18 protein-coding genes and 4 tRNA genes are annotated in these 20,533 nt (G+C 42.8%); 12 read left to right on the forward strand and 10 right to left on the reverse strand.

Going from position 1 to position 20,533, the window contains the following annotated elements; all coding sequences use genetic code 11:
- The first annotated feature begins 423 nt into the window (after positions 1-423).
- The 10 genes from JMX75_RS00260 to JMX75_RS00305 all read left to right on the forward strand — a co-directional run bounded on the left by JMX75_RS00260 (position 424) and on the right by JMX75_RS00305 (position 9,403).
- The gene (locus JMX75_RS00260) at positions 424-2,379 is read left to right on the forward strand and encodes a tetratricopeptide repeat protein (RefSeq protein WP_201530517.1); all 1,956 of its coding nucleotides are present in this window, start codon (positions 424-426) and stop codon (positions 2,377-2,379) included.
- A 184-nt stretch (positions 2,380-2,563) separates the two neighbouring features.
- Positions 2,564-3,202 carry a lipoprotein insertase outer membrane protein LolB gene (gene lolB / locus JMX75_RS00265; protein WP_201530518.1) on the forward strand — a complete coding sequence of 213 codons (639 nt, stop codon included), beginning with the start codon at positions 2,564-2,566 and terminating at the stop codon, positions 3,200-3,202.
- 96 nt (positions 3,203-3,298) lie between these two features.
- A complete protein-coding gene (gene ispE / locus JMX75_RS00270) occupies positions 3,299-4,267 on the forward strand; it encodes a 4-(cytidine 5'-diphospho)-2-C-methyl-D-erythritol kinase (protein WP_201530519.1) in 969 nt (322 codons plus the stop codon).
- A gap of 166 nt (positions 4,268-4,433) precedes the next feature.
- Positions 4,434-4,509: transfer RNA gene (locus tag JMX75_RS00275), tRNA-Gln, on the forward strand.
- Positions 4,510-4,752: 243 nt separating this feature from the next.
- Positions 4,753-4,828 (forward strand) — tRNA-Gln (locus JMX75_RS00280).
- 110 nt (positions 4,829-4,938) lie between these two features.
- Positions 4,939-5,886 carry a ribose-phosphate pyrophosphokinase gene (locus tag JMX75_RS00285; RefSeq protein WP_201530520.1) on the forward strand — a complete coding sequence of 316 codons (948 nt, stop codon included), beginning with the start codon at positions 4,939-4,941 and terminating at the stop codon, positions 5,884-5,886.
- Between the two features lie 431 nt (positions 5,887-6,317).
- Positions 6,318-6,992, forward strand: a complete 675-nt coding sequence (locus JMX75_RS00290; RefSeq protein WP_011512557.1) for a 50S ribosomal protein L25/general stress protein Ctc — start codon at positions 6,318-6,320, stop codon at positions 6,990-6,992.
- A 158-nt stretch (positions 6,993-7,150) separates the two neighbouring features.
- Positions 7,151-7,732 carry an aminoacyl-tRNA hydrolase gene (pth, locus tag JMX75_RS00295; RefSeq protein ID WP_011512556.1) on the forward strand — a complete coding sequence of 194 codons (582 nt, stop codon included), beginning with the start codon at positions 7,151-7,153 and terminating at the stop codon, positions 7,730-7,732.
- A 99-nt stretch (positions 7,733-7,831) separates the two neighbouring features.
- On the forward strand, positions 7,832-8,212 hold the full coding sequence (gene panD / locus JMX75_RS00300; protein ID WP_011279481.1) for an aspartate 1-decarboxylase: 381 nt from the start codon (positions 7,832-7,834) through the stop codon (positions 8,210-8,212).
- Positions 8,213-8,422: 210 nt separating this feature from the next.
- The gene (locus JMX75_RS00305) at positions 8,423-9,403 is read left to right on the forward strand and encodes a calcium/sodium antiporter (RefSeq protein ID WP_201530521.1); all 981 of its coding nucleotides are present in this window, start codon (positions 8,423-8,425) and stop codon (positions 9,401-9,403) included.
- Between the two features lie 42 nt (positions 9,404-9,445).
- On the opposite strand, the gene JMX75_RS00310 is transcribed toward JMX75_RS00305, so the two are convergent.
- The 3 genes from JMX75_RS00310 to JMX75_RS00320 form a co-directional block, all read right to left on the reverse strand.
- On the reverse strand, positions 9,446-10,099 hold the full coding sequence (locus tag JMX75_RS00310; RefSeq protein WP_201530522.1) for an RDD family protein: 654 nt from the start codon (positions 10,097-10,099) through the stop codon (positions 9,446-9,448).
- 174 nt (positions 10,100-10,273) lie between these two features.
- Positions 10,274-10,350, reverse strand: a tRNA-Arg gene (locus JMX75_RS00315).
- Positions 10,351-10,533: 183 nt separating this feature from the next.
- A tRNA-Ser gene (locus JMX75_RS00320) sits at positions 10,534-10,623 on the reverse strand.
- Between the two features lie 247 nt (positions 10,624-10,870).
- On the opposite strand from JMX75_RS00320, the gene JMX75_RS00325 reads away from it, so the two are divergent.
- Positions 10,871-11,665, forward strand: a complete 795-nt coding sequence (locus JMX75_RS00325; protein ID WP_201530523.1) for a hydroxymethylpyrimidine/phosphomethylpyrimidine kinase — start codon at positions 10,871-10,873, stop codon at positions 11,663-11,665.
- 123 nt (positions 11,666-11,788) lie between these two features.
- Here the strand turns inward: JMX75_RS00325 and JMX75_RS00330 are convergent, their stop codons facing one another.
- From JMX75_RS00330 to ppx, 5 genes are all read right to left on the reverse strand, one after another.
- Entirely contained in the window at positions 11,789-12,358 is a 570-nt protein-coding gene (locus JMX75_RS00330; protein ID WP_011512552.1) for a YggT family protein, read from the reverse strand.
- 121 nt (positions 12,359-12,479) lie between these two features.
- Positions 12,480-13,313 carry a pyrroline-5-carboxylate reductase gene (gene proC / locus JMX75_RS00335; protein ID WP_201530524.1) on the reverse strand — a complete coding sequence of 278 codons (834 nt, stop codon included), beginning with the start codon at positions 13,311-13,313 and terminating at the stop codon, positions 12,480-12,482.
- 176 nt (positions 13,314-13,489) lie between these two features.
- Positions 13,490-15,091 carry a tRNA lysidine(34) synthetase TilS gene (gene tilS, locus JMX75_RS00340; RefSeq protein WP_201530525.1) on the reverse strand — a complete coding sequence of 534 codons (1,602 nt, stop codon included), beginning with the start codon at positions 15,089-15,091 and terminating at the stop codon, positions 13,490-13,492.
- A gap of 141 nt (positions 15,092-15,232) precedes the next feature.
- Positions 15,233-16,036: an acetyl-CoA carboxylase carboxyltransferase subunit alpha gene (locus tag JMX75_RS00345; protein ID WP_011512548.1), complete on the reverse strand. Its 804-nt coding sequence runs from the start codon at positions 16,034-16,036 to the stop codon at positions 15,233-15,235.
- 227 nt (positions 16,037-16,263) lie between these two features.
- On the reverse strand, positions 16,264-17,790 hold the full coding sequence (gene ppx / locus JMX75_RS00350; RefSeq protein ID WP_133103900.1) for an exopolyphosphatase: 1,527 nt from the start codon (positions 17,788-17,790) through the stop codon (positions 16,264-16,266).
- A 405-nt stretch (positions 17,791-18,195) separates the two neighbouring features.
- Here ppx and JMX75_RS00355 point away from each other — a divergent pair, with 405 nt between their 5' ends.
- Positions 18,196-18,600, forward strand: a complete 405-nt coding sequence (locus tag JMX75_RS00355) for a DUF962 domain-containing protein (RefSeq protein WP_201530526.1) — start codon at positions 18,196-18,198, stop codon at positions 18,598-18,600.
- An 85-nt stretch (positions 18,601-18,685) separates the two neighbouring features.
- Here the strand turns inward: JMX75_RS00355 and hemL are convergent, their stop codons facing one another.
- Positions 18,686-19,987: a glutamate-1-semialdehyde 2,1-aminomutase gene (gene hemL / locus JMX75_RS00360; RefSeq protein WP_201530527.1), complete on the reverse strand. Its 1,302-nt coding sequence runs from the start codon at positions 19,985-19,987 to the stop codon at positions 18,686-18,688.
- A gap of 98 nt (positions 19,988-20,085) precedes the next feature.
- On the reverse strand, positions 20,086-20,439 hold the full coding sequence (locus JMX75_RS00365; protein WP_011512544.1) for a zinc ribbon domain-containing protein YjdM: 354 nt from the start codon (positions 20,437-20,439) through the stop codon (positions 20,086-20,088).
- Positions 20,440-20,533 lie beyond the last annotated feature (94 nt).

The raw sequence follows: 20,533 nt of genomic DNA on the forward strand, positions 1-20,533 counted from the left end.
AATATTCTAACATTTGCATATAGGTTTACTTAAAGCTAACAATATTACCCTTAAATTCGGGTGCTACTATAGTTGATCCACTTTTAAAAGAATACAGAACTACTGGGGTTGATTGTTCGCAGCCTCTGTCTGCGCAAGCACAGCATAATCACAGCAAGCAAGAAAAATTAACCCCAGTAGTGATTGATAACATTTGTATTTCTTTTATTTAGGACTGTCAATAGAATAAATTTGCCCTATTGCTGATGCCTAAGTAACACGGCTGCTATTGTGTATCCCTTCATGCTACTCTTATAATGTTTGACATCATTATTCGTCACAGATATCTGTTTTTAAAACGATTATAATAAACCCAGCCTTCTATGCTGCAAATCCTTTTACTAGGCATAGAAACAAGGTCAAAATAGGTGAATACTGCACGCTATGGTCTTTTTTGGGTCTTCATTTAGACGACAATCTACGCATAATGCTCAATCTAGCTTTAGTGCTTTGTTGCATGCTCTCATTGAGCGGCTATGCCAACGTTATAAGCTAGCGTTTTCGTTGGCGGTTTGTTTGTGCCTAGGATTCCCTGCCCATGCTGACCATGCCATTGTCTCACCAAACATAGCTTTGCCCAAAGTCTCTCCCACTAACACTAGTAGTGCCACCGTTACCAGAACCATTAATGCCTCTAGTCAAGTCATTAACAGTCACACACCAGTGACTAAAAGCATGGCTAATAAAAATTCGATAACTGATGCCTCGATAACCGAAAGTAGTCCGTCATCTGACCTCAATAAAATAAGCAATGAACCAAGCTTGTATGCCTTATTAGATGCAGAATTTTCTGCAAATCGTGATGATACCGAGCGTGCGCTGATTATCTATAAGCAGCAATCTTTTAAGCAAGATGCCACAGCCGTATTTGAGCGCGCGCTGAGCTTATCATTACGTAATGACAGGGTCGAAGAATCTTTACAATTTGCCAAAGCATGGCAAGATGAAAACCCAGACCATGTGCCTGCTTGGTTTTATGTCGCTCATTTGGCACTGCGGGCGCACGATTATGATTTGGCGGGCGAAACTCTAAATCGCATCTTGAGCTATGATCCTCGCGCCGACCTTAGCGAAATTCTGATTGGCATTTACCCAAACAGCGATGATGATAAGCGTGAATTACTCGCCGCTCTGCAACCTATCGCCAGTGAACAAAACGCCTCGCTGTCAGTCTTAAAAGCTGGCTTGCTTTATCAGTTTAATGAACCTGAGATTGCCATCGTTCATATCAATCGAGCAGTTGAGCGCCAGCCTGATTATGTGCCTTTTATTACCTTAAAAGCAGATATCTTGCGCAAAATCGAAACGCCAGAAGCAGTCATTGAGTATCTCAGCCAAGCACGCTTGCGCAATGCTGACAGTAAGAATCTATACTTGTATGAGATTCGCTATTTGCTTGATTTGAAACAGAATGAGCAAGCGTGGCAGCTGTTGTTAGGCGCTCATCAGCGCTTTGCCGATGATGCTGAGATTACCTTATTAGCGGCACTGGTTAGCTTAGATATTGAAAAATATACTAGTGCCGATCAATTGCTTAATACGCTTGCCAAAAATCCCGCTTATTTAGATCAATCTTATTATTATCTGGGCATCAGTGCCGAGCGTCAGCAAAACTTTGAGCAAGCCAAATACTATCTCAATGCTGTCATGCAAGAGGACTTGGTATTGGAAGCTCGACGAAAAGTGGTCGCATTAGACTTACTCAATAATAATGTTGATGCCGCTATCGCAACGTTAGAAAAGCTGCGTAAAGACTTTAGCGTCTTCGCTCCTGATAGCTTTGTGCTACAAGCCGATATCTTATGGCAACAGAATGAACCTGCAGAAGCCTTACGACTATTAACTAAGGCTGCTCGTAAATACCCTGATAATGAGATGCTGCTTTTTGCACGCGCCCAGCTCCTTGATGATAAAGAGGACTATATCGTCAAGCGTACCTTACTTAATCATTTGCAAGCGCTTGACCCCAGCAATCCTGCTTATCAGCTGAGTTACGCCCAGTTATTGCTGGCTAATGAGCGTGGTTCTGAGCAAGGATTGGCATTGGCGACGGCGATCATACAAATACGCTACGATGACCCTCGCTATGACAATGAGCTGCATCTGCAAGCCCTCAATGTACTGGCAAGTAATGCACTAGCAAACGAGAATTATCAGCAAGTGATCGACTATCTGCAAACGCCTTACGATGTGCTCCCTACTTTACGCTCAGGGACATTGCTATTACGCGCTTATCAAGGCTTAGGCGACAATGAAAAAGTTGATGCTTTACTTGCCGACTTGCAGCAGCGCTTCTCATTTGGGCAACACAATATCAATGACCGTATACAATTGTATTAATAACAAACGATATAATTAATAAGTAATAGCGTAGTGCTTCTAAGTCCTCGAATACGACATCCTATTATTACAAGTCATGTATAAGAAGCTAACAGCCACGCATAACTGAGTAACAAATACCACTTAAGCTAACCTGCTCTCGAAACAAAAATTTTGCAAATTTGTCCATTTTTGAGGAAACATCATGTCTACCCTGCGATCTTTTTATAAACCTAATAAATTGACCCTATTTGCCGCTATGACAGCAGCAATGGTAATTACCTCTGGCTGTCAGTCTATGAAGACCGCCAACGCGACCAACCAGCCTAGCACAACCATTCAAGGTCAAAACCCTGAGCAACCAAAGAAACTTGAGAGCTTTAATATTACAGGTAAGATTGGTGTTACAACGGCTGCGAGTGATACAACAGGGGCTCAAGGCGGCAGTGCATTTTATGCATGGGGTCAACAGAATGATCGCTTTGCCATTGAACTCATTGGTGCGTTAGGCATTGGTAAAACCAATATCGAATACAATGGTCAATCTGCGACTTTGGTGAGCGAAAAAACCGGTACTTTGAATGCGGCTGACCCTGAAACCCTGCTTAAAAAAGCCACCGGTTGGCAAGCACCTATCTCTCAGATGCCTTACTGGATTTCTGGACGCCCAGCGCCTTCAGACAGCGCACCGCAGCTTGATGCTCAAAACCGTCTAATTAGCTCTGTAAATGGCGAATGGCGTGCCAGCTTCAGCTACAAAGGCAATGATAAATTACCAAATAAAATCAGTGCAGTTCAATCGCAAGGTAATAAAGTTGTTATGACAATTGATCATCAAAAGTAATAGCACCAATTAGATTTGATCGCTATTGCAAACAGCCATTTTTATAAATGGCTGTTTGCGTTTAAAAATTGCACCTGAGAATTGTGACCATCATTTATGACTAAAAACGCGACTTCTGCATCGGTTATTACTCGCCTATCACCAGCAAAGATTAATTTATTTTTGCATATTACTGGTCAGCGCGCTGATGGTTATCATAATTTGCAAACGGTGTTTCGCCTGCTCGATTGGGGCGATTATTTGCATTTTTCAATAGCAGATGAATTAATAATTATTATTGATAGCGTAGCAGACAATAATTCTGTAGATAATAGTAGCCTCTGTGGTCATCTACTCACGCTAAGTGGTGCCGACACCATAACCAGCAGCATAGAGGACAATTTGATCTTTAAGGCGGCTAATGCCTTACTTGTAGCTGCGCTAGACTCAAATTCGCTACCTAAGAATCTACAGAAAGTGTCAGTGAGGTTAGATAAGCACTTACCGATGGGCGCAGGCTTAGGTGGTGGCTCGTCCAATGCCGCAACGACATTATTAGTCTTAAATAAAATATGGCAGATTAATTTTGATCAAGATACGCTTATAAAAATTGGCACAAGCATTGGCGCTGATGTGCCAATATTTATCTTTGGACAAGATGCTATTGCGATGGGCATTGGCGAAGAGCTGACAGCGATTGATTTGCCCGAGCAACAGTATTTAGTATTGACCCCTAATGCTCACGTTAATACTGCCGAGCTTTTTGCGCACCCCAAGCTACAGCGAGATATCGCCCTGCTATCAATTAAGACCATTCAAAACCAGTCCAATGACTATGTGCAACATTTAAACACGCCTTATCAAAATGTCTTTACGCCAGTGGTGACCAGTCTTGCTCCTGCCGTCAATGAAGCATTACGCTATTTGCAAGAGTTAGAGACTCAAGCACTGAGCACAGCAAGAATGACTGGCTCAGGTAGCGCAGTATTTTTGCCTTTGGATGCAGGTGTGATATCTGATAAAGCGCGTTTGGCAAAGTGGATTGAAGAGGCGCCCTGTCCTGCCTATTTAGTTCGTAATTTATGAGTTAGATTTGAGCTATAGTGTGAAAGTAAAGGACTATACATACAGTGTAAAAAGTTTTATGGATCCAATACCCGTTTTATTTTTGACCTATTTTTTAATAAAAGCTATAAAAAGGCGCAAATGACTTGCAAAATCTGAAAATTTAATTATAATAGGTCGCCTCAATAGGGGTATAGCCAAGTTGGTAAGGCATCAGGTTTTGATCCTGACATCCGTTGGTTCGAGTCCAGCTACCCCTGCCATTTTTAAGCTCAAAGCATTAGATGTGTACTTATTATAAGCAGTTTATAGACAGCCGCTTATCTTATCGACATTGACAATGTTACCCCAGTTTCGGTATAGTTCGCAATGAACACCGTTAGGGAAAAGTTATGTTGTAGACGGTTTATCCGTTTATAAAATAACGAACAGGTCGTGACGCTATTCTAAGCGTAATTTTATTAAAAGTTGCTATTAGATATCGACGTACACAGCCTAGACATTACAGGGGTATAGCCAAGTTGGTAAGGCATCAGGTTTTGATCCTGACATCCGTTGGTTCGAGTCCAGCTACCCCTGCCATTTTTTACTGTAATAGTAGTCATCAATACTTTTCAATACTCTTTTCTTAATTTGAGCAGTTTGACACTGCTTAGCGGTCGCTGCTTGAGTCAATCAATAGGACTTCTGTCATGCCTTATTTGGCGATTTTTACGGGTAATGCTCACCCTGAATTAGCAAAAACCGTAGCCGATCATCTTCACATACCTCTTGGTAAAGCTGACATCACGCGTTTTTCTGATGGCGAAATTGCCGTGGAAATCAAAGAACACGTACGCGGTAAAGACGTGTTTATCATGCAGCCTACTTGTGCACCGACCAACGACAATTTGATGGAAATCATGATGATGGCCGACGCCTTGCGTCGTTCTAGTGCTGGCCGTATCACCGCTGTCATGCCTTACTTCGGTTATGCCCGTCAAGACCGTCGTCCGCGTTCAGCTCGTGTACCTATCTCGGCCAAAGTCGTCGCTGACATGCTAAACATCGTTAGTATCGATCGCGTCATGACCGTTGATTTGCACTCAGATCAGATTCAGGGCTTCTTTGATATCCCAGTCGATAACATCTACGGTACCCCTGTATTATTGAACGATCTTAAAAAACAAGATTATGACAACATCATGGTAGTTTCACCTGACGTTGGCGGTGTGGTGCGTGCGCGTGCCATGGCTAAGCAATTGGGCGATACAGATATGGCGATTATTGATAAACGCCGTGCCCGTGCCAATGAGTCACAAGTGATGCACATCATCGGTGATGTTCGTGACCGTGATTGCGTCATCGTTGATGATATGGTCGATACCGCAGGTACGTTATGCAAAGCCGCTGAAGCGCTTAAAGCAAATGGTGCACGCCGCGTAGTGGCTTATATCACGCATCCTGTATTATCTGGTAATGCGCTTAAGAACATCAGTGAATCAGAATTGGATGAGATTGTCGTTACTGATACGATTCCATTGTCTGATGCTGCCAAAGCTTGCAGCAAGATTCGTCAAGTGAGCATCGCGCCAATGTTGGCTGAAAGCTTACGCCGTATTAATAACGAAGAATCTATCAGCGCGATGTTTGACGCTTAAGAGTTATCGTAGATTGAAAAAAGCGCCAAGTTTCATTACTTGGCGCTTTTTTATTTAATGATTTTAATTAACAGTTTTGAGCTGTTGTTTGTATAGGTGTTTTTCATAACGATCTTGCATAAGGGTTTTGCCCAGCTATTTTACGTAGGTCTTTCTTATTATTAGCTAATCACGTATAATGCGCGCCTGTGCTGACCGTTTTTTATGATTTAAAACAGTCGGTATTATTAAAAGTGCTGATCACGTTTAAAATAATGATTTTCTTGATAATTTTTATGATGGGAATCATTAGGTTAAGCACATGGCTAGATTTGATTATCGGCGTTTATCACGCCCGACAAATACTAGCTATCATCACGTATTAGTGGATTGGTCGCAAATCCACTTTTTTATGACCAGACACTTCATCATTTTTTTATAGGATTACATCCATGACTATTAATCATTTTGCATTAAACGCAGTTGATCGTTCTGCTGAGCTTCAAGGTAAAGGTGCGAGCCGCCGCCTACGTAAGCAGAACCTAGTTCCTGCTATCATCTATGGTGGTGGTGAGCAGCCAACAGCTATCTCTATCAAAATCAATGAGCTAGTAAAATCACTAGAATTTGAAGCGTTTTTCTCACACATCTTGACTTTGAATGTAGATGGCGAAGAGCATCAAGTAGTTATTAAAGACTTGCAACGCCATCCTGCTAAAGGTTTCCCAATGCATGCTGATTTCCAGCGTGTTGTGAAAGGTCAGAAAATTAACATGAATGTTCCTGTTCATTTTTCTGGTCGTGAAGAAGCGCCTGGCACTAAGGCTGGTGGTGTTCTATCAACACTAGTAACTGACATCGAAATCGTTTGCATACCATCACAGTTACCTGAATATCTAGAAATAGATGTATCTGGTATGGAAATTGGCGATTTGTTCCGTCTGTCAGACATCACTCTTCCTGAAGGCGTGGTTATTGCTGAGCTTGAATTAGAAGATGGTCATGACCGTACGATCGTGAACATGCAGCCACCAACGGTTGAAGAAGTTGACGAAGCTGCTGAAGTGGATGCTGCTGACGTACCTGCGACTGAGCAAGGTACTGACGAAAGCAAAGACGGCGAGTAATAAACCGGTTTTATATAGCGACTTATTGTTGTCTATATAATGTAAGGTTCGTTCAGTCAAAAAATAGCAGGTGATGAATATCTCCTGCTGTTTTTGTAAGTAAGGTTTGAAAAATCAGACCTGACCACTCATTTATTATAGTCAAGCAGGGTGTTTTTATGGCCATAAAGCTTATAGTCGGTCTTGGTAATCCGGGTCAGGAATATATGTTTACGCGCCATAATGCAGGATTTTGGTTCGTCCTTCATTTGGCTCAGCAGTTTAATATCACTCTCGCCCCCGACAAAAAATTCCATGGAGTGACAGGACGCGGGCAGATTCATGGGCATGACGTGCGTCTATTGATGCCGCTGACTTTTATGAATAAATCAGGTCAGTCGGTCGTGCCCATGGTTAAATTTTATGGCATTGATAATGACGAGCTGTTAATCGCCCATGATGAGCTTGATATTCCTGCTGGTAGCATCAAACTCAAAACTGACGGTGGTCATGGTGGTCATAATGGTCTGCGTGATATAACCCCCCATATTGGTAACGACTTCCATCGTCTGCGTGTGGGTATTGGTCATCCGGGTCACAAGTCTAAAGTCAGTGGTCATGTGCTTTCAAAAGCTGCGCCAGATGAGCAAATTGCTATTGATAGTGCATTATCTGCTGCTTTTGACGCCCTGCCTTTGCTATTAGGCGGTGATGTCGAAAAAGCACGTTCGCAAATTAATGGTTTTAAATTACCTGAATGAATGGTGTTTCAATTATAATAACCTTTTATTTTAGCAAGTTAATCCCCATTAACGTTTTGATTTGACTCATTTATATCCGTTACACTAAGGAAGCAATCTATGCTACTTAATATGCTCAAGTGCAAATTACATCGTGCCCGTGTTACTCATGCCGAACTTCACTATGAAGGCTCATGCGGTATCGACGGTGATTTGTTAGACCTTGCCGGTCTGCGTGAAAACGAATCTATCGACATCTATAACGTCACCAATGGCAAACGCTTTCGCACCTATGCTATTCGCGCTGAAGCGGGCTCTGGTATTATCTCCTTAAACGGTGCAGCGGCTCATATGGCAGACCTAGGCGATATCGTTATCATCTGTGCCTATGCACATTTTGATGAAGTTGAAGCGTCAACGTATCAGCCAAGACTGGTCTATTGCAACGAAGACAACACGGTTAAAGACACCGCAAATATTATTCCAGTACAAGTGGCCTAAGAAAATCATTTAAGAGCTTGTTACATAAACCATGAGTAAATACGTGGTCACACGGTTGCCATTTCTGTCAAAATCCCATTAAAATACTTGTACTTATATCGAAGCTGAATCCAGATTGTGATTCAGCTTTTTTTTATGCCATTTTTATATGACATAAGCTTGCTCAAAATCCAATATCTGTTTTTTATCTCTAACGAAGGAGTTGTCTAAATGTGGTTGGCAGTTATTGCAATATTGATTGGTCTTGCGATTCTTGTTTGGAGTGCCGATGTCTTCATTGATGCTGCAACAGCATTGGCAAAAAAGTTTAATGCGCCCAGCTTCTTAATTGGCGTTATCATATTAGGAGTAGGCACATCTGCCCCTGAGATGGTCGTGTCTGCATTGGCAGCATTGGAAGGCAGCCCTGAACTCGCACTGGGTAATGCGTATGGCTCTAATATCATCAATATTGCTTTGGTCTTGGGTGCAACGGTACTCATTAGCCCTATTATCATTCATAAAGGTGTCATCAAGCGCGATCTGCCAATACTGGTAGTCATCACTGCATTGGCAGCGTGGCAGCTTCGTGACGGGCTATTAAGCCTAACTGATGGTCTGGTTCTATTGGCATCATTGGTTATTGTGTTGGGAATTCAGATCATTCTTAGTTTACGTGAAAGCAAATCAAATGATGAAGAAGCTACCACAGAAAATTTGAGCGGTACAGAGGACAACCATCCTAACTTGATGCGCGGTTTAGGCAGTTTAGTCATTGGCTTATCAATGCTGGTAGCAAGCTCGCAAGCCATCGTCTGGGGCGCCGTTGAGCTGGCAACGTTTTGGGGATTGAGCGAGCTGATTATCGGTCTGACTATTGTTGCTATTGGAACCTCGCTGCCTGAATTGGTCGCAAGCTTATCAGCCGCGCGTAAAGGTGAGCACGACATGGCACTGGGTAATATTATTGGCTCTAATATATTTAACACCTTGGGCGTTGTTGGTCTCGCAGCGCTTATAGCGCCAATCACAGTCAGTCCAATTATCTTATCACGTGATATATTGGCGATGGGTCTGGTCACGCTCTTACTGGTAGCTATGGCGGTTTTTGCCTTTATGAGTAAGCGTCCATTCGGTCGCGCTTCTGGCTCGACTTTGGTCTTATTCTTTGTCGGCTATACTTTATGGTTGATGCAAACAGCCAACATGTAAGGTTTAAAATATGTTGACAGACTATGGCAATGATAATGCGGTTTATTTTCCTCGCTTGCGGTTTCTAATCACTCGCCATAGTCCTTCATTCTCTGTTTTTGGCATTTTTAAGGTAATGGTATTAGATAGCATATCTTGCACTGCGAGACCACGTGAGTTGAATAGGCAAAAAGCATAATTGAAAACAAAGCCCAGAAAGACACTGGTCAATAAAATAGCACGCGAGCCACCGATGGCACTACCAATGAGGCCAAATATAAGTGGCATGATACTGGCTGCTAGAACACGCTTAAAGGATTGCCCCCACGTGAGCAGATGACCGCTGTTATTAACGGTTTTAAGCCGCCAAGTCTGCATACCTAATGTCTGCCCACCGCGACGCCAGAACAACCCATAAAACCCTACCAACGTCAGGATAAAAGAGGGTGTCATAATAACGTTTTGATACCATGTTGGCAGTGATTGAGCTTGTGACGACTCGCTACCCGTCTCCATCGTCAACAAGGTGCCAATCACCGTCAGGACCGTCCCTACCAAAAATAATAATGCTAAAATCAGCATACCATCATAAAGAATCGCTGCCATGCGGGTGCTGGGTTTAGCAATCGCTAGCTCTTCAACCTCAGAGGTATGAGGTGCAGATTTTTTGGCTTTAGCAGCGGATTTAGACGGGCGTTTAGATAAACTCTTTGACATGGTACCAGCTCATAGCAAGCAATGAATAATAGCGCTATTGTACCGTAATTCAGGCACTTATCGTACACTATACTCAGGATAGTCGCTTGGATATGAAGAAATCGCAGACGTAAAAAAACCGCCAAATTGTCATAAGACAGGCGATTGATTTAGTAAATAAGCGATGATGTAAAATGGTGCGCTTGGAGAGATTCGAACTCCCGACCCCTTAGTTCGTAGCCAAGTGCTCTATCCAACTGAGCTACAAGCGCGTACTTTACACATCATTTACTGCTTTGTTAATAACAATTACAGCAAATTAGGTTGGTCATTATATAGATAATTTCGCTTGTGTCAACATCTTTTTTTATTAAAATCAAATTAATTTTTGTTTTAACAAAACAGAAGATAATTAACGCTGTTTTTGCGTGATTACTCTAATAACAACGAATAAATGGCGGTGAAGGAGGGATTCGAACCCTCGATACGCTTACACGTATGGTTCCTTAGCAGGGAACTGGTTTCAGCCACTCACCCACTTCACCTAACGATTTAAGACACTTATCAAAGTATTTTTTATAAAAACACCTCTTTAAACATAGTATTGATGCTAACAATACGTCTTATGCCGTGGGCGAGTATTATAGCAAAGCCAAAACGAATTGCAAGCATTGTCTGTCCTTTTAATCATGCTTTTTGCATAATTATCGATTTATCGGTCTTTATGGCTTTTTTGACAGTAGATGGCTATAGTATTTACCACTTATTATAAAAGATATCAAAGGATGTGTTATGCGACCAGTCGTATTGTGCTTTTCAGGCTTAGACCCCTCAGGTGGTGCTGGATTACAAGCGGATATAGAAGCCATCGGTCAAGCAGGCGCTCATGCTGCTATCGCTTGTACGGCTATTACCATACAAAACTCGCAACAGGTATTTGGCTTTGATGCGTGCGCGGCAAATTTAGTTAAAGATCAAGCCAGCGCTGTACTTAATGACTTGTCTGTCAGTGTCATTAAGTCAGGTATGCTTGGTACGACTGATAATATCACTATGCTCACCCAGTTATTTGCTGACGAGATTATTGTTAAGGGCACTCCTTTTGTATTGGACCCAGTATTGGTTGCCAACAGTGGTGGTAGCTTAGGCGATGAGCAGACGCTAGTCAGCGCCTTTAGACAGCTGCTACCCTATGCCACCTTGATTACCCCTAACACTCATGAGCTGCGCGCCTTGAGTGCTGAACAAGACTTACATATAGGTGCTCAGAAGCTATGTGCACAAGGCACTCATGCAGTACTGGTCAAAACCTCACACGACTTCGATAGCGGTGATATTGAGCAGTATTTATACATAAAAGGCGAGATGGTACATAAAAGTCTCTTACCACGCCTAAAAGGCGAATTTCACGGCTCTGGCTGTTCACTAGCGAGCTTTATCGCTGGGCGCTTAGCGATGGGTGATGCGCTTATCGAGGCGGTAAAAACGGCGGATAGCTGGATTACCAAAACGCTGCGTGCCGCTGATGCACCGCACCCTGAGGATGCTAAAGCGCAATTGATACCCAACCGCTTTATGCGCTTTTAGCACTTAGTATTTATCGTATAATTTTATCTAAATAACGAACATAAAAAAGGCGCTCTATCTTGTATAGAGCGCCTTTTTTATTTGAAATTTTATTATCCCGAAAATCTTTTTAACTTAACTGGCTTAACCTAACATCGGCATAAAGCTTGATGCCAAACCACCGATAAAGATTTCGAGTAGGTAAAAGGCGAAAAAGGCAATCATCGGTGATAGGTCAATCATCCCTAAGTTTGGCGTAATACGACGAAACGGTGCCAAAATAGGTTCTGCTAAATTTACAATAATACCGATAAGCGGATGCTGAGACTGTGTAAAAACCACAATCCAGCTAACGATGATAGAACCTATCACCAAGTAGCGGCACATGCGTAAAAAGTCTAAAACCAAGCTGATAGTACCGGTAAAAAACAATGGGACTGGCGCAATACCCTTATGTGTTAATGCTGCTTTTCCTGCGATATCAATCAGACGAATCAAAAACATCAGGACGATGGCAGCGATACTAATACGACCTTGTGCAACGGTTGGAAAAATACGTCCAAAGACATCGACGATATGGGTCGCTTTATAGGCAGGCGCAATCATAGGATTGCTGGCATCCATCCCTGCAAACTGCAGCATAAAACGAATAAACACCAACATCATGGCGAAGGTGGTGACCAAATCAAAAATTTGCAATAACATGTTGTTCATGAAGCGCTACTCAATGTGACATTATTAACAGGTTTTAGGATGACGAATGTCATTATCAGGCATTTATTATAACCAGTCAGAGGCAGCATTTTATAAAATACTACCTCTATTATAAAGATGATTATTTGCTCATCTCTTCACTCAAGGCTTGGCTGCGATCGTAGCACGCTTGCATGGCTTCACCAATTTGACGACCAATGTCATTGGCTTGCATTGATTCAATGGCGGCTTGGGTTGTGCCGTTTGGTGAGGTCACTTTACGACGTAGCTCGCTTGGCGCATCTTCGCTACCCATTGCCATTTTTGCCGCGCCCAACATGGTTTGCATAGCGAGCGCTGAAGCCTGCTCTTTATCCAAACCTAAAGCCACTGCACCGTCAATCATGGATTCAATGAAGTAAAACATATACGCTGGAGCTGACCCTGATACAGCAGTTACCGCATGCATGTGTTCTTCATTATCGACCCACATGACCAATCCTGATGCTTCCATGACCGCCGTTGCCAATTGCTTCTGTTCAGCAGAAATATTATCAGTACCGTACAGACCCGTTGCGCCCATTTGAATCATCGCAGGTGTATTTGGCATCGCGCGGACGATATTGTCATACCCACCCAACATGTCAGATAAAAGCTCAGTCGACAAACCTGCTGCCACTGAAATCACCAGCTGTTTGTCTAAGATATCCGAAAAGCTACTGACCACCGCTTTCATCACTTGCGGTTTGACCGCCAGTACCACAATGTCAGCATCGATAACGGCAGCTTTTGCATCAGCAGTTGGATCAACCGTATTCAATCCTTTAGCAGCCAATTGCTCGCGCGCCTCGCTACTCGGATCAGCAACGGTAATCAGACTCGGTTTGACACCGCAGCTAACAAGCCCGCTAATCAAAGCCTGCGCCATATTTCCGCCACCGATAAAGCTGATTTTCTTATTATCTAATACTGACATACATGTCTCCTATTCAAAAAACCAAAGGTATTCAAACTAACATAATGATAGGTAAAATGACAGTCAGTTTACCATACTGCTACTGGCGCTGTTCGGGAAATTCAAAGGCTCAGTAATGGAGTTGCTGTTTAAGTAATCATCACTATAGAACGTCGCATATTTATTATTTAACAGGTTTAATGCACAATTAAATGACTGTCGATAAATGCGGCAAGCTGTTTTACATCTACATTAATATTCGCCTGCTCAGCATCCAACACCCAGCTATGAAAAGGTGATAATAATAAAATAGGTTGTTCTATCGGGCAATCGTTCTCTAAAAGCTCGTTTTCACTACTTTCTTTATTTATCAAAGTCACGCTAACGACTACCAAACTCTCACGCATCCATGATGGAATACCTAAGGTTTGATAGAGCTTTTTGCCCGATTGTGGACGCGACGCCAATGCGGTTTGCACACGCTGATTACGATCTAATGGCGCAAAGGTAATCCTAAGCTTATCTTTATCGCTTTCTACTTTATAGCTTTCTAATAGTCGCATTACTTCATTTGGCAGAATCTGTAATTGCCAAGTGAATTTATCATCATTGCGTAGATTAATTGGAACGGGTTGTCTTCCAGTTGTATGAACATCTGCCCCGATAAGATTAGACTCAGTATGAGTCAACAAGCTCTGCGTCTGTTCGGCAAGCGGCAACTCTAACCATTTGAGCCAGTCGCTACTTAGACGATAAAGCTGCTGACGATAACGGCGAATAGTATATGACTGTTCGCGTCCTTGCCAAAACAATTCCGTTTGATGATCATGATCATCACGCTGGCTTAAGCTCAATACGTTATCGACAAGCTGCTTAGCAGGCGGTAATGGCTCATCTTGACCAAGCCAATAATGCAATAGTTGTCGTTGGCGATAAAGTGGTAGTTTTTGCAATTTATCTATATTTAGCGCGCGCTGGGCAGGTGGCAGCTGTAATGATGCTACCTCCGTCCACTGTAAATCTTTTGCCGCTTGTGCATTAACCGTTAATTGCGCATCGCTTAGTAGCTGCGCGCTACGCGCTATGTTATCAATGACGTTAGGATTGTATTTTGCCAATACTGGCATGATGTCACGGCGCAGTCCACTACGGACGTTATCACCGCCATCATTGGTGGGATCATCAATATAAGGCAGCTTTAGGCGCTGAGCATAGGCACTAATACTGGCGCGCTGTATAGTGAGCCAAGGTCGCCATAATATGATGCGATGGGCGTCCTGCGTTTGTACACGCCACGGATGCATACCCGACAGACCATTTACTCCTGCGCCCTGAATCAATCGCATCAACACAGTTTCAGCTTGGTCATCAGCATGATGGGCTAATAGTAATACATCATCTTGATTGAGTTGCGCACGCATCACATCATAACGTGCTTGGCGTGCGGCTTGCTCATCATGTCCATTTACGTGTGCCTGCAAAATAGTGTATGGTATCTTTTGAGCCTTTGCCCAGTTAGCAACATGCGCAGCCCAAATAGCGCTATCCGCTTGCAAGCCATGGCTGACATGCAATAGTTGCGGTAAAAATGGCAGTCGACCTTGCTGATAGAGTTGCACACATAGTGCTGCCAGTGCCAATGAATCACGCCCACCACTACAGGCCAGCCAAATTCGCCGACCCTGTAGCTGCTCGCCATACTCAGCCATACTGGTCAATAATGCCTTTGCCAAATTATCGTTAATCGGCAGTTCAGCTATTGGCTCAATAGGATGTGGTAGGATTGCACTGCTGCTCATCATTGACCTTATCTCATTAGTTAGTATATGAATTAATTGACACAAAAAAACGCGCCATAACATGACACGTTTTTATTTTAACATTAAGCGTAAGCCTCTAGTGCTAAAAGCTGATTGTCAACTATTTAGACACAGGACATACTAGCAAGGCAACATGACTTCTGAGTTAAACGATTTGAATTTCTCATAACGTAGTTCACAACGCGTATGGGTATCTAAATCTTTCAGCTCATCCAATTGCTCAACCAATAGAGCTTTTAATGCCGTCATTACTGGCTGTGGCTGAATATGAGCACCTTCACCTTCGTCGATGACCGCATCAATCAAGCCCATTTGATACAGATTGATAGCATTTAACTTTAAGGCTTCACTGGCATCTTGCGCTTTTTCGGCAGTTTTCCATAGAATAGAAGCGCAGCCTTCAGGAGAGATGACTGAATAAATACTATTTTGTAGCATATTCACTTTATCACCAACGCCAATCGCCAATGCGCCACCTGAGCCGCCTTCACCAATAATGGTGACGATGATAGGCACTTTTAAACTAGAAAACACAGCAATGCTTTCAGCAATGGCTTGTGCTTGTCCCCGCTCTTCCGCACCAATACCCGGATAAGCTCCTTGGGTATCGACAAAGGTCATAACCGGAATATTAAAGCGCTCAGCCATTTTGACCAAACGAATGATTTTTCGATAGCCCTCAGGGTTTGCCATACCAAAGTTATGCTCAATACGCTCACGTGTGCTGCGACCACGATGTTGACCAACAACCATCACCGGCATACCGTTTAGGCGTGCAAGTCCACCAAGGATTGCCTTGTCATCAGCAAAAGCGCGGTCGCCGTGCAACTCATCAAATTCGGTAAACAGCTGATTTACATAGTCCATAAACAATGGACGTTTGGCATGCCGTGCAAGCTGAACGCTATCCCAGACGGTACTCATAGACGCTTCCCTTTCTTAGTTATACTCAATAGAGCTATGTTCAATATGGTTAGATTAATACTGGCATCGTTATCGGTTTTAGGATAATGAAAGTACAGTTGTAAACTCAATAAAAACTATAATAGCACATCTTATATGCCATAACATTACCGACAACACCGCTTTTGTTATGTTATTTCTAACCGCATTAATCAAGTAATCTATTAACAGTTTCAGCTGATAAAAAATTAAACCTCAATGACGCTTAGTTTGACGCCCCATTTGGCAAATTGTTCTATTTCAGTCTGCAAATCAGACAATAAGAAAGCATAGTGTTCGCTACTATCACCAACCATGATTTGCCAATGATTGTCATCATCTACTTTTAATTCTAATGTTGGTAATTCATAATCACTGCGACTGTGATGTGCCAGTACTGCCAAACGTAGCAGCAAGCACAGATAAACGAGCTGATCACCGCCGATAGTACACGTCTGCTCTAACATATCTGCTTTGAGCTTACGGCGATGATTTAACATCAGCTGTGCCATACGTTTTTGGTCGACTTGTGAAAACCCTGGAATATCAGAATGTTCCATCAAATACGCACTGTGTTTGTGATAGCTACTATGAGCAATCGCCAGTCCTATCTCATGTAAAAATGCAGCTCGCCTGAGTAGATCGCCATCTTCCGTACTGAGTCCAAGTTTAGTTTGCACTTGCCCAAAAAGGTGGCGACTGGTTTTGACTACTTGCTTAGCCTGCTTTTTATCGCCTGAATAGCGCTTAATCAGTGCCAATACACTGCGGTCACGTACGTCTTCACTGGCAAATCGTCCAAGCATATCGTACATGACACCTTCGCGTAGCGCGCCATCTGAGTAAGTAATAGCATCTACGCCCAACACCTTCATGACTGCTCGTAATACCGCAACGCCCGCTGGAAATACGGCTTTACGGTGCTCTTTGACGCCTTCTAAATCAATGTCATCAACGTTGCCAATTTTAAGCAATAATCTTTCTAATTTTTTAACACCTTTATAAGTGATGCGCTCTTGCTCGTCTGCCCAGCCTTTTGAAACAAGGACGTTACGTACCGCTTTAATAGTACCACTCGATCCGATGGCGCTGCTCCAGCCTACTTTTTGGTAGCGCCCATTGATCGCCAGCACTTCTTTGCGCGCAGCCGATATGGCGTTGTTAAAGGCCTCTTTGGTAATTTGCCCATCAGCAAAATACTTCTGCGTAAAGGCAACACAGCCCATCTGTAAGCTCTCGGTCAATAATGGATCAAACTCTTGACCAATAATAAACTCTGTTGAGCCGCCACCAATATCGATAACCAGACGCTTGTCACTACTGGCATTGGTATGCGAGACACCTAGATAAATCAAACGCGCTTCTTCTCGTCCCGCGATAATCTCAATAGGCTTGGGTAAGATTTTATTGGCACGGCTGATAAAATCATTGGCATTTTTGGCTTGGCGTAAGGCGTTGGTCGCAACAATACGAATACGCTCAGGAGGCACCGAATCTAGACGCGCCACAAAGCGGCTGAGACAGTCTAAACCGCGCTGCTCCGCTGCTGCACCCAAAATATTATGCTCATCCAGTCCTGCAGCTAACTGAACTTTTTCAGACATAGACACCACTTTTCGCACTTCACCATGATCGAGGCGAGCAATGGCTAAATGAAAACTATTGGAGCCAATATCAATGGCTGCCATCAGTTCATCTTCTGCGAGTGGTGGATTTTTTAGGTTGTCTTTGGGCATAAGTAAGGTCGTTACCGTGTCAGATCAAAAGATAATTAAAAGGGTTTAGGCTTTTAAAATAGAAAGTAAGTTGGATTAAAGTAAGGACTACCATATATAAAAAAGATAATAATCACATAAATGATGGCAAGTTTTGCCATTAAAACATTTATGCCAAACGCTGGCAAGTAAGCGAAGACAACCGCTAAACAGCGGCTAAAAATAAGATAGATACTTTGTGAAGCAAAAAACATCTTCTACCCTTAGCCATTATTTGTTCAATATTGGCTTGCTACCACCACTATTGTCTATATTATAATAGAGAACAAGTACTTACCTATGAGCTTTATGGTATCAAGCTATTTCATTCTACTGAAAAGCCTCATTACGGATAGATGAGACATAACCTATAAGGAAGCCAAATCAATGAATAACACCCCTACGCAAACGTCACAAACTAAAGAAATTACTGCTGAAAAAGACAGCCATAACAATCTGATAAAAATGGATAGCTCAGACAAACCGTCATTTTATAACTTTTATCTTGATGAGCATCAAAATATGGCTTGCCGTAGATTGCATTTTGCAGGCAGTAGCTTTGGATTAATTGGACTGGCAAAATCTGTTAAGAATCGCTCAGCAAAACCCTTAATTAAAGGTATTGCCGCAGGATACGCTTGCGCTTGGGTCGGACATTTTTTCTTTGAAAAGAATAAACCCGCCTCTTTTAAATTTCCTTTGAAAAGCTTTGCTAGTGATTTTCGTATGTATGCGGATGTGCTGCGCGGTAATTTGAGTCTGAGAGACCGTAAGTTTGATAAAGTGCGGTAAATACAACTGCCTTTATTATTTATAAAAAACCAGCACAGTAATCTTGTCACTATGCTGGTTTTTTTAAACGCCTAAAACTGCTGTGTTACGCTTTTGCCATTTCTGCAAATATTTCATCAGCGGCTTTAATAGTCGCCTCAATATCTTCGTTACTATGCTTGATAGACATAAAGCCTGCTTCATAAGCAGACGGTGCCAGATAAATACCACGATCAAGCATACCGTGGAAGAAGGTATTAAATAACTCCATATCACACTCAGTCACTTCATCAAAGTTTTGAGGTACAGTCGTCGCACTGTCTTTGACAAAGAACATACCAAACATACCGCCCAATTTATTGGTGCGCATATTGATGCCATGCTTGTCAGCAGCCGCTTGGAAGCCATCAACCAAATGATCTACTTTCGCTGATAGCTCATCATAGAAGCCGTCAGCAGTTAAATCCTCAAACATGGCGATACCGGCGCGCATCGCCAGCGGATTACCGGATAACGTACCCGCTTGATAGACACCGCCAAGTGGCGCGATGCAAGACATGACTTCTTTTTTGCCACCAAAAGCACCAACTGGCAATCCGGCACCGATGATTTTACCAAAGCAGGTTAAATCAGGGTCGATACCGAAGTGCGCTTGCGCACCGCCAAGTCCAACACGAAAGCCCGTCATGACTTCATCAAAAATCAATACTGCGCCATTGGCAGTACATTCTGCACGCAAGGTATCATGGAATTCTTGGCTTGGAATGACCATATTCATGTTACCAGCGATAGGCTCTAAGATAACGCAGGCAATTTCCTCACTCCATTTCTCAAAACAGTCTTTAATCGCTTGCGGATTGTTATATGGAATCGTAATAGTATGCTTGGCAAAATCTGCTGGTACACCTTTTGAGGTTGGCTCACCAATATCAAGCATGCCTGAGCCTGCTTTTACTAGTAGGCTGTCTGAATGACCATGGTAGCAGCCTTCAAATTTGACGATTTTGTCACGCTGAGTATAACCACGTGCCAAACGAATCGCACTCATCGTCGCTTCCGTGCCTGAGCTGGTCATACGAATCATCTCAACACTCGGGACGATTTCGCAAATTTTATCGGCAACGGTGGTCTCAAATGGCGTTGGCGTACCAAAGCTCAAACCATCATCAGCCGCTTTTTTGACCGCATCAATAACTTTTGGATGGGCATGACCCAAAATCATCGGACCCCAAGAGCCGACATAATCAATATAAGCATTGTCTTCGGTATCGTAGATTTTGCTACCATTGGCACGGTGCATAAATATTGGTGTGCCACCGACACCAGCAAAAGCTCGGACAGGTGAATTTACACCGCCAGGGATATGCTTACGTGCTTGCGCGAATAGTTGTTCGTTTTTAGTGCTCATAGTTATTCTCTACTTAATCGTTTTTTATTTAGTGATTTTATACTTAGGGATTATCTATTCAGTAATTTGTATTATTTTTTTCACAATAAACGTGTTGCTTAAGCTTTTTTAACTACCGATGATTTAAGTTTCATCGGACCATATCCATCAAGCTTACAATCAATATCATGACCATCGGTCGCATCTGGCAATAGACGAATACTTTTTGCTTTTGTTCCTACTTTGATGACGGTTGAAGAGCCTTTGACTTTCAAATCTTTAATCACGGTCACGGCATCGCCGTCTTGCAGCTCATTACCAACGGCATCGCGAATGACCGCGTCTTGATCTTCAGATTGTGCTACATCGGTTTCTGCCACTGTCCATTCATGAGCGCACATCGGGCATACCAGCAGCGCGCCATCTTCATACGTATATTCAGCATCACATTTCGGACAATTTGGTAAGCTCATAATTCCCTCGGCAGCCATCATATATTAGGTTTATTCCAGAGCTCACATTGTACCGTAACTCGCGCTCTTTAACCAATTTGTACGCTTGAAAACC

The organism is Psychrobacter sp. LFX-11D, from assembly GCF_904846475.1.
GTDB lineage: Bacteria > Pseudomonadota > Gammaproteobacteria > Pseudomonadales > Moraxellaceae > Psychrobacter > Psychrobacter cryohalolentis.

Coding starts and splice junctions, on each gene's coding strand:
- tilS (WP_201530525.1), bottom strand. CDS start 15,091: ATGAGCAGCAGTGCAATCCTACCACATCCTATTGAGCCAATAGCTGAA.
- JMX75_RS00345 (WP_011512548.1), bottom strand. CDS start 16,036: ATGAGTACCGTCTGGGATAGCGTTCAGCTTGCACGGCATGCCAAACGT.
- JMX75_RS00330 (WP_011512552.1), bottom strand. CDS start 12,358: ATGAACAACATGTTATTGCAAATTTTTGATTTGGTCACCACCTTCGCC.
- JMX75_RS00310 (WP_201530522.1), bottom strand. CDS start 10,099: ATGTCAAAGAGTTTATCTAAACGCCCGTCTAAATCCGCTGCTAAAGCC.
- ppx (WP_133103900.1), bottom strand. CDS start 17,790: ATGCCCAAAGACAACCTAAAAAATCCACCACTCGCAGAAGATGAACTG.
- JMX75_RS00285 (WP_201530520.1), top strand. CDS start 4,939: ATGCCTTATTTGGCGATTTTTACGGGTAATGCTCACCCTGAATTAGCA.
- proC (WP_201530524.1), bottom strand. CDS start 13,313: ATGTCAGTATTAGATAATAAGAAAATCAGCTTTATCGGTGGCGGAAAT.
- JMX75_RS00365 (WP_011512544.1), bottom strand. CDS start 20,439: ATGAGCTTACCAAATTGTCCGAAATGTGATGCTGAATATACGTATGAA.
- pth (WP_011512556.1), top strand. CDS start 7,151: ATGGCCATAAAGCTTATAGTCGGTCTTGGTAATCCGGGTCAGGAATAT.
- JMX75_RS00355 (WP_201530526.1), top strand. CDS start 18,196: ATGAATAACACCCCTACGCAAACGTCACAAACTAAAGAAATTACTGCT.
- panD (WP_011279481.1), top strand. CDS start 7,832: ATGCTACTTAATATGCTCAAGTGCAAATTACATCGTGCCCGTGTTACT.
- JMX75_RS00290 (WP_011512557.1), top strand. CDS start 6,318: ATGACTATTAATCATTTTGCATTAAACGCAGTTGATCGTTCTGCTGAG.
- ispE (WP_201530519.1), top strand. CDS start 3,299: ATGACTAAAAACGCGACTTCTGCATCGGTTATTACTCGCCTATCACCA.
- JMX75_RS00305 (WP_201530521.1), top strand. CDS start 8,423: ATGTGGTTGGCAGTTATTGCAATATTGATTGGTCTTGCGATTCTTGTT.
- hemL (WP_201530527.1), bottom strand. CDS start 19,987: ATGAGCACTAAAAACGAACAACTATTCGCGCAAGCACGTAAGCATATC.
- JMX75_RS00325 (WP_201530523.1), top strand. CDS start 10,871: ATGCGACCAGTCGTATTGTGCTTTTCAGGCTTAGACCCCTCAGGTGGT.
- lolB (WP_201530518.1), top strand. CDS start 2,564: ATGTCTACCCTGCGATCTTTTTATAAACCTAATAAATTGACCCTATTT.
- JMX75_RS00260 (WP_201530517.1), top strand. CDS start 424: ATGGTCTTTTTTGGGTCTTCATTTAGACGACAATCTACGCATAATGCT.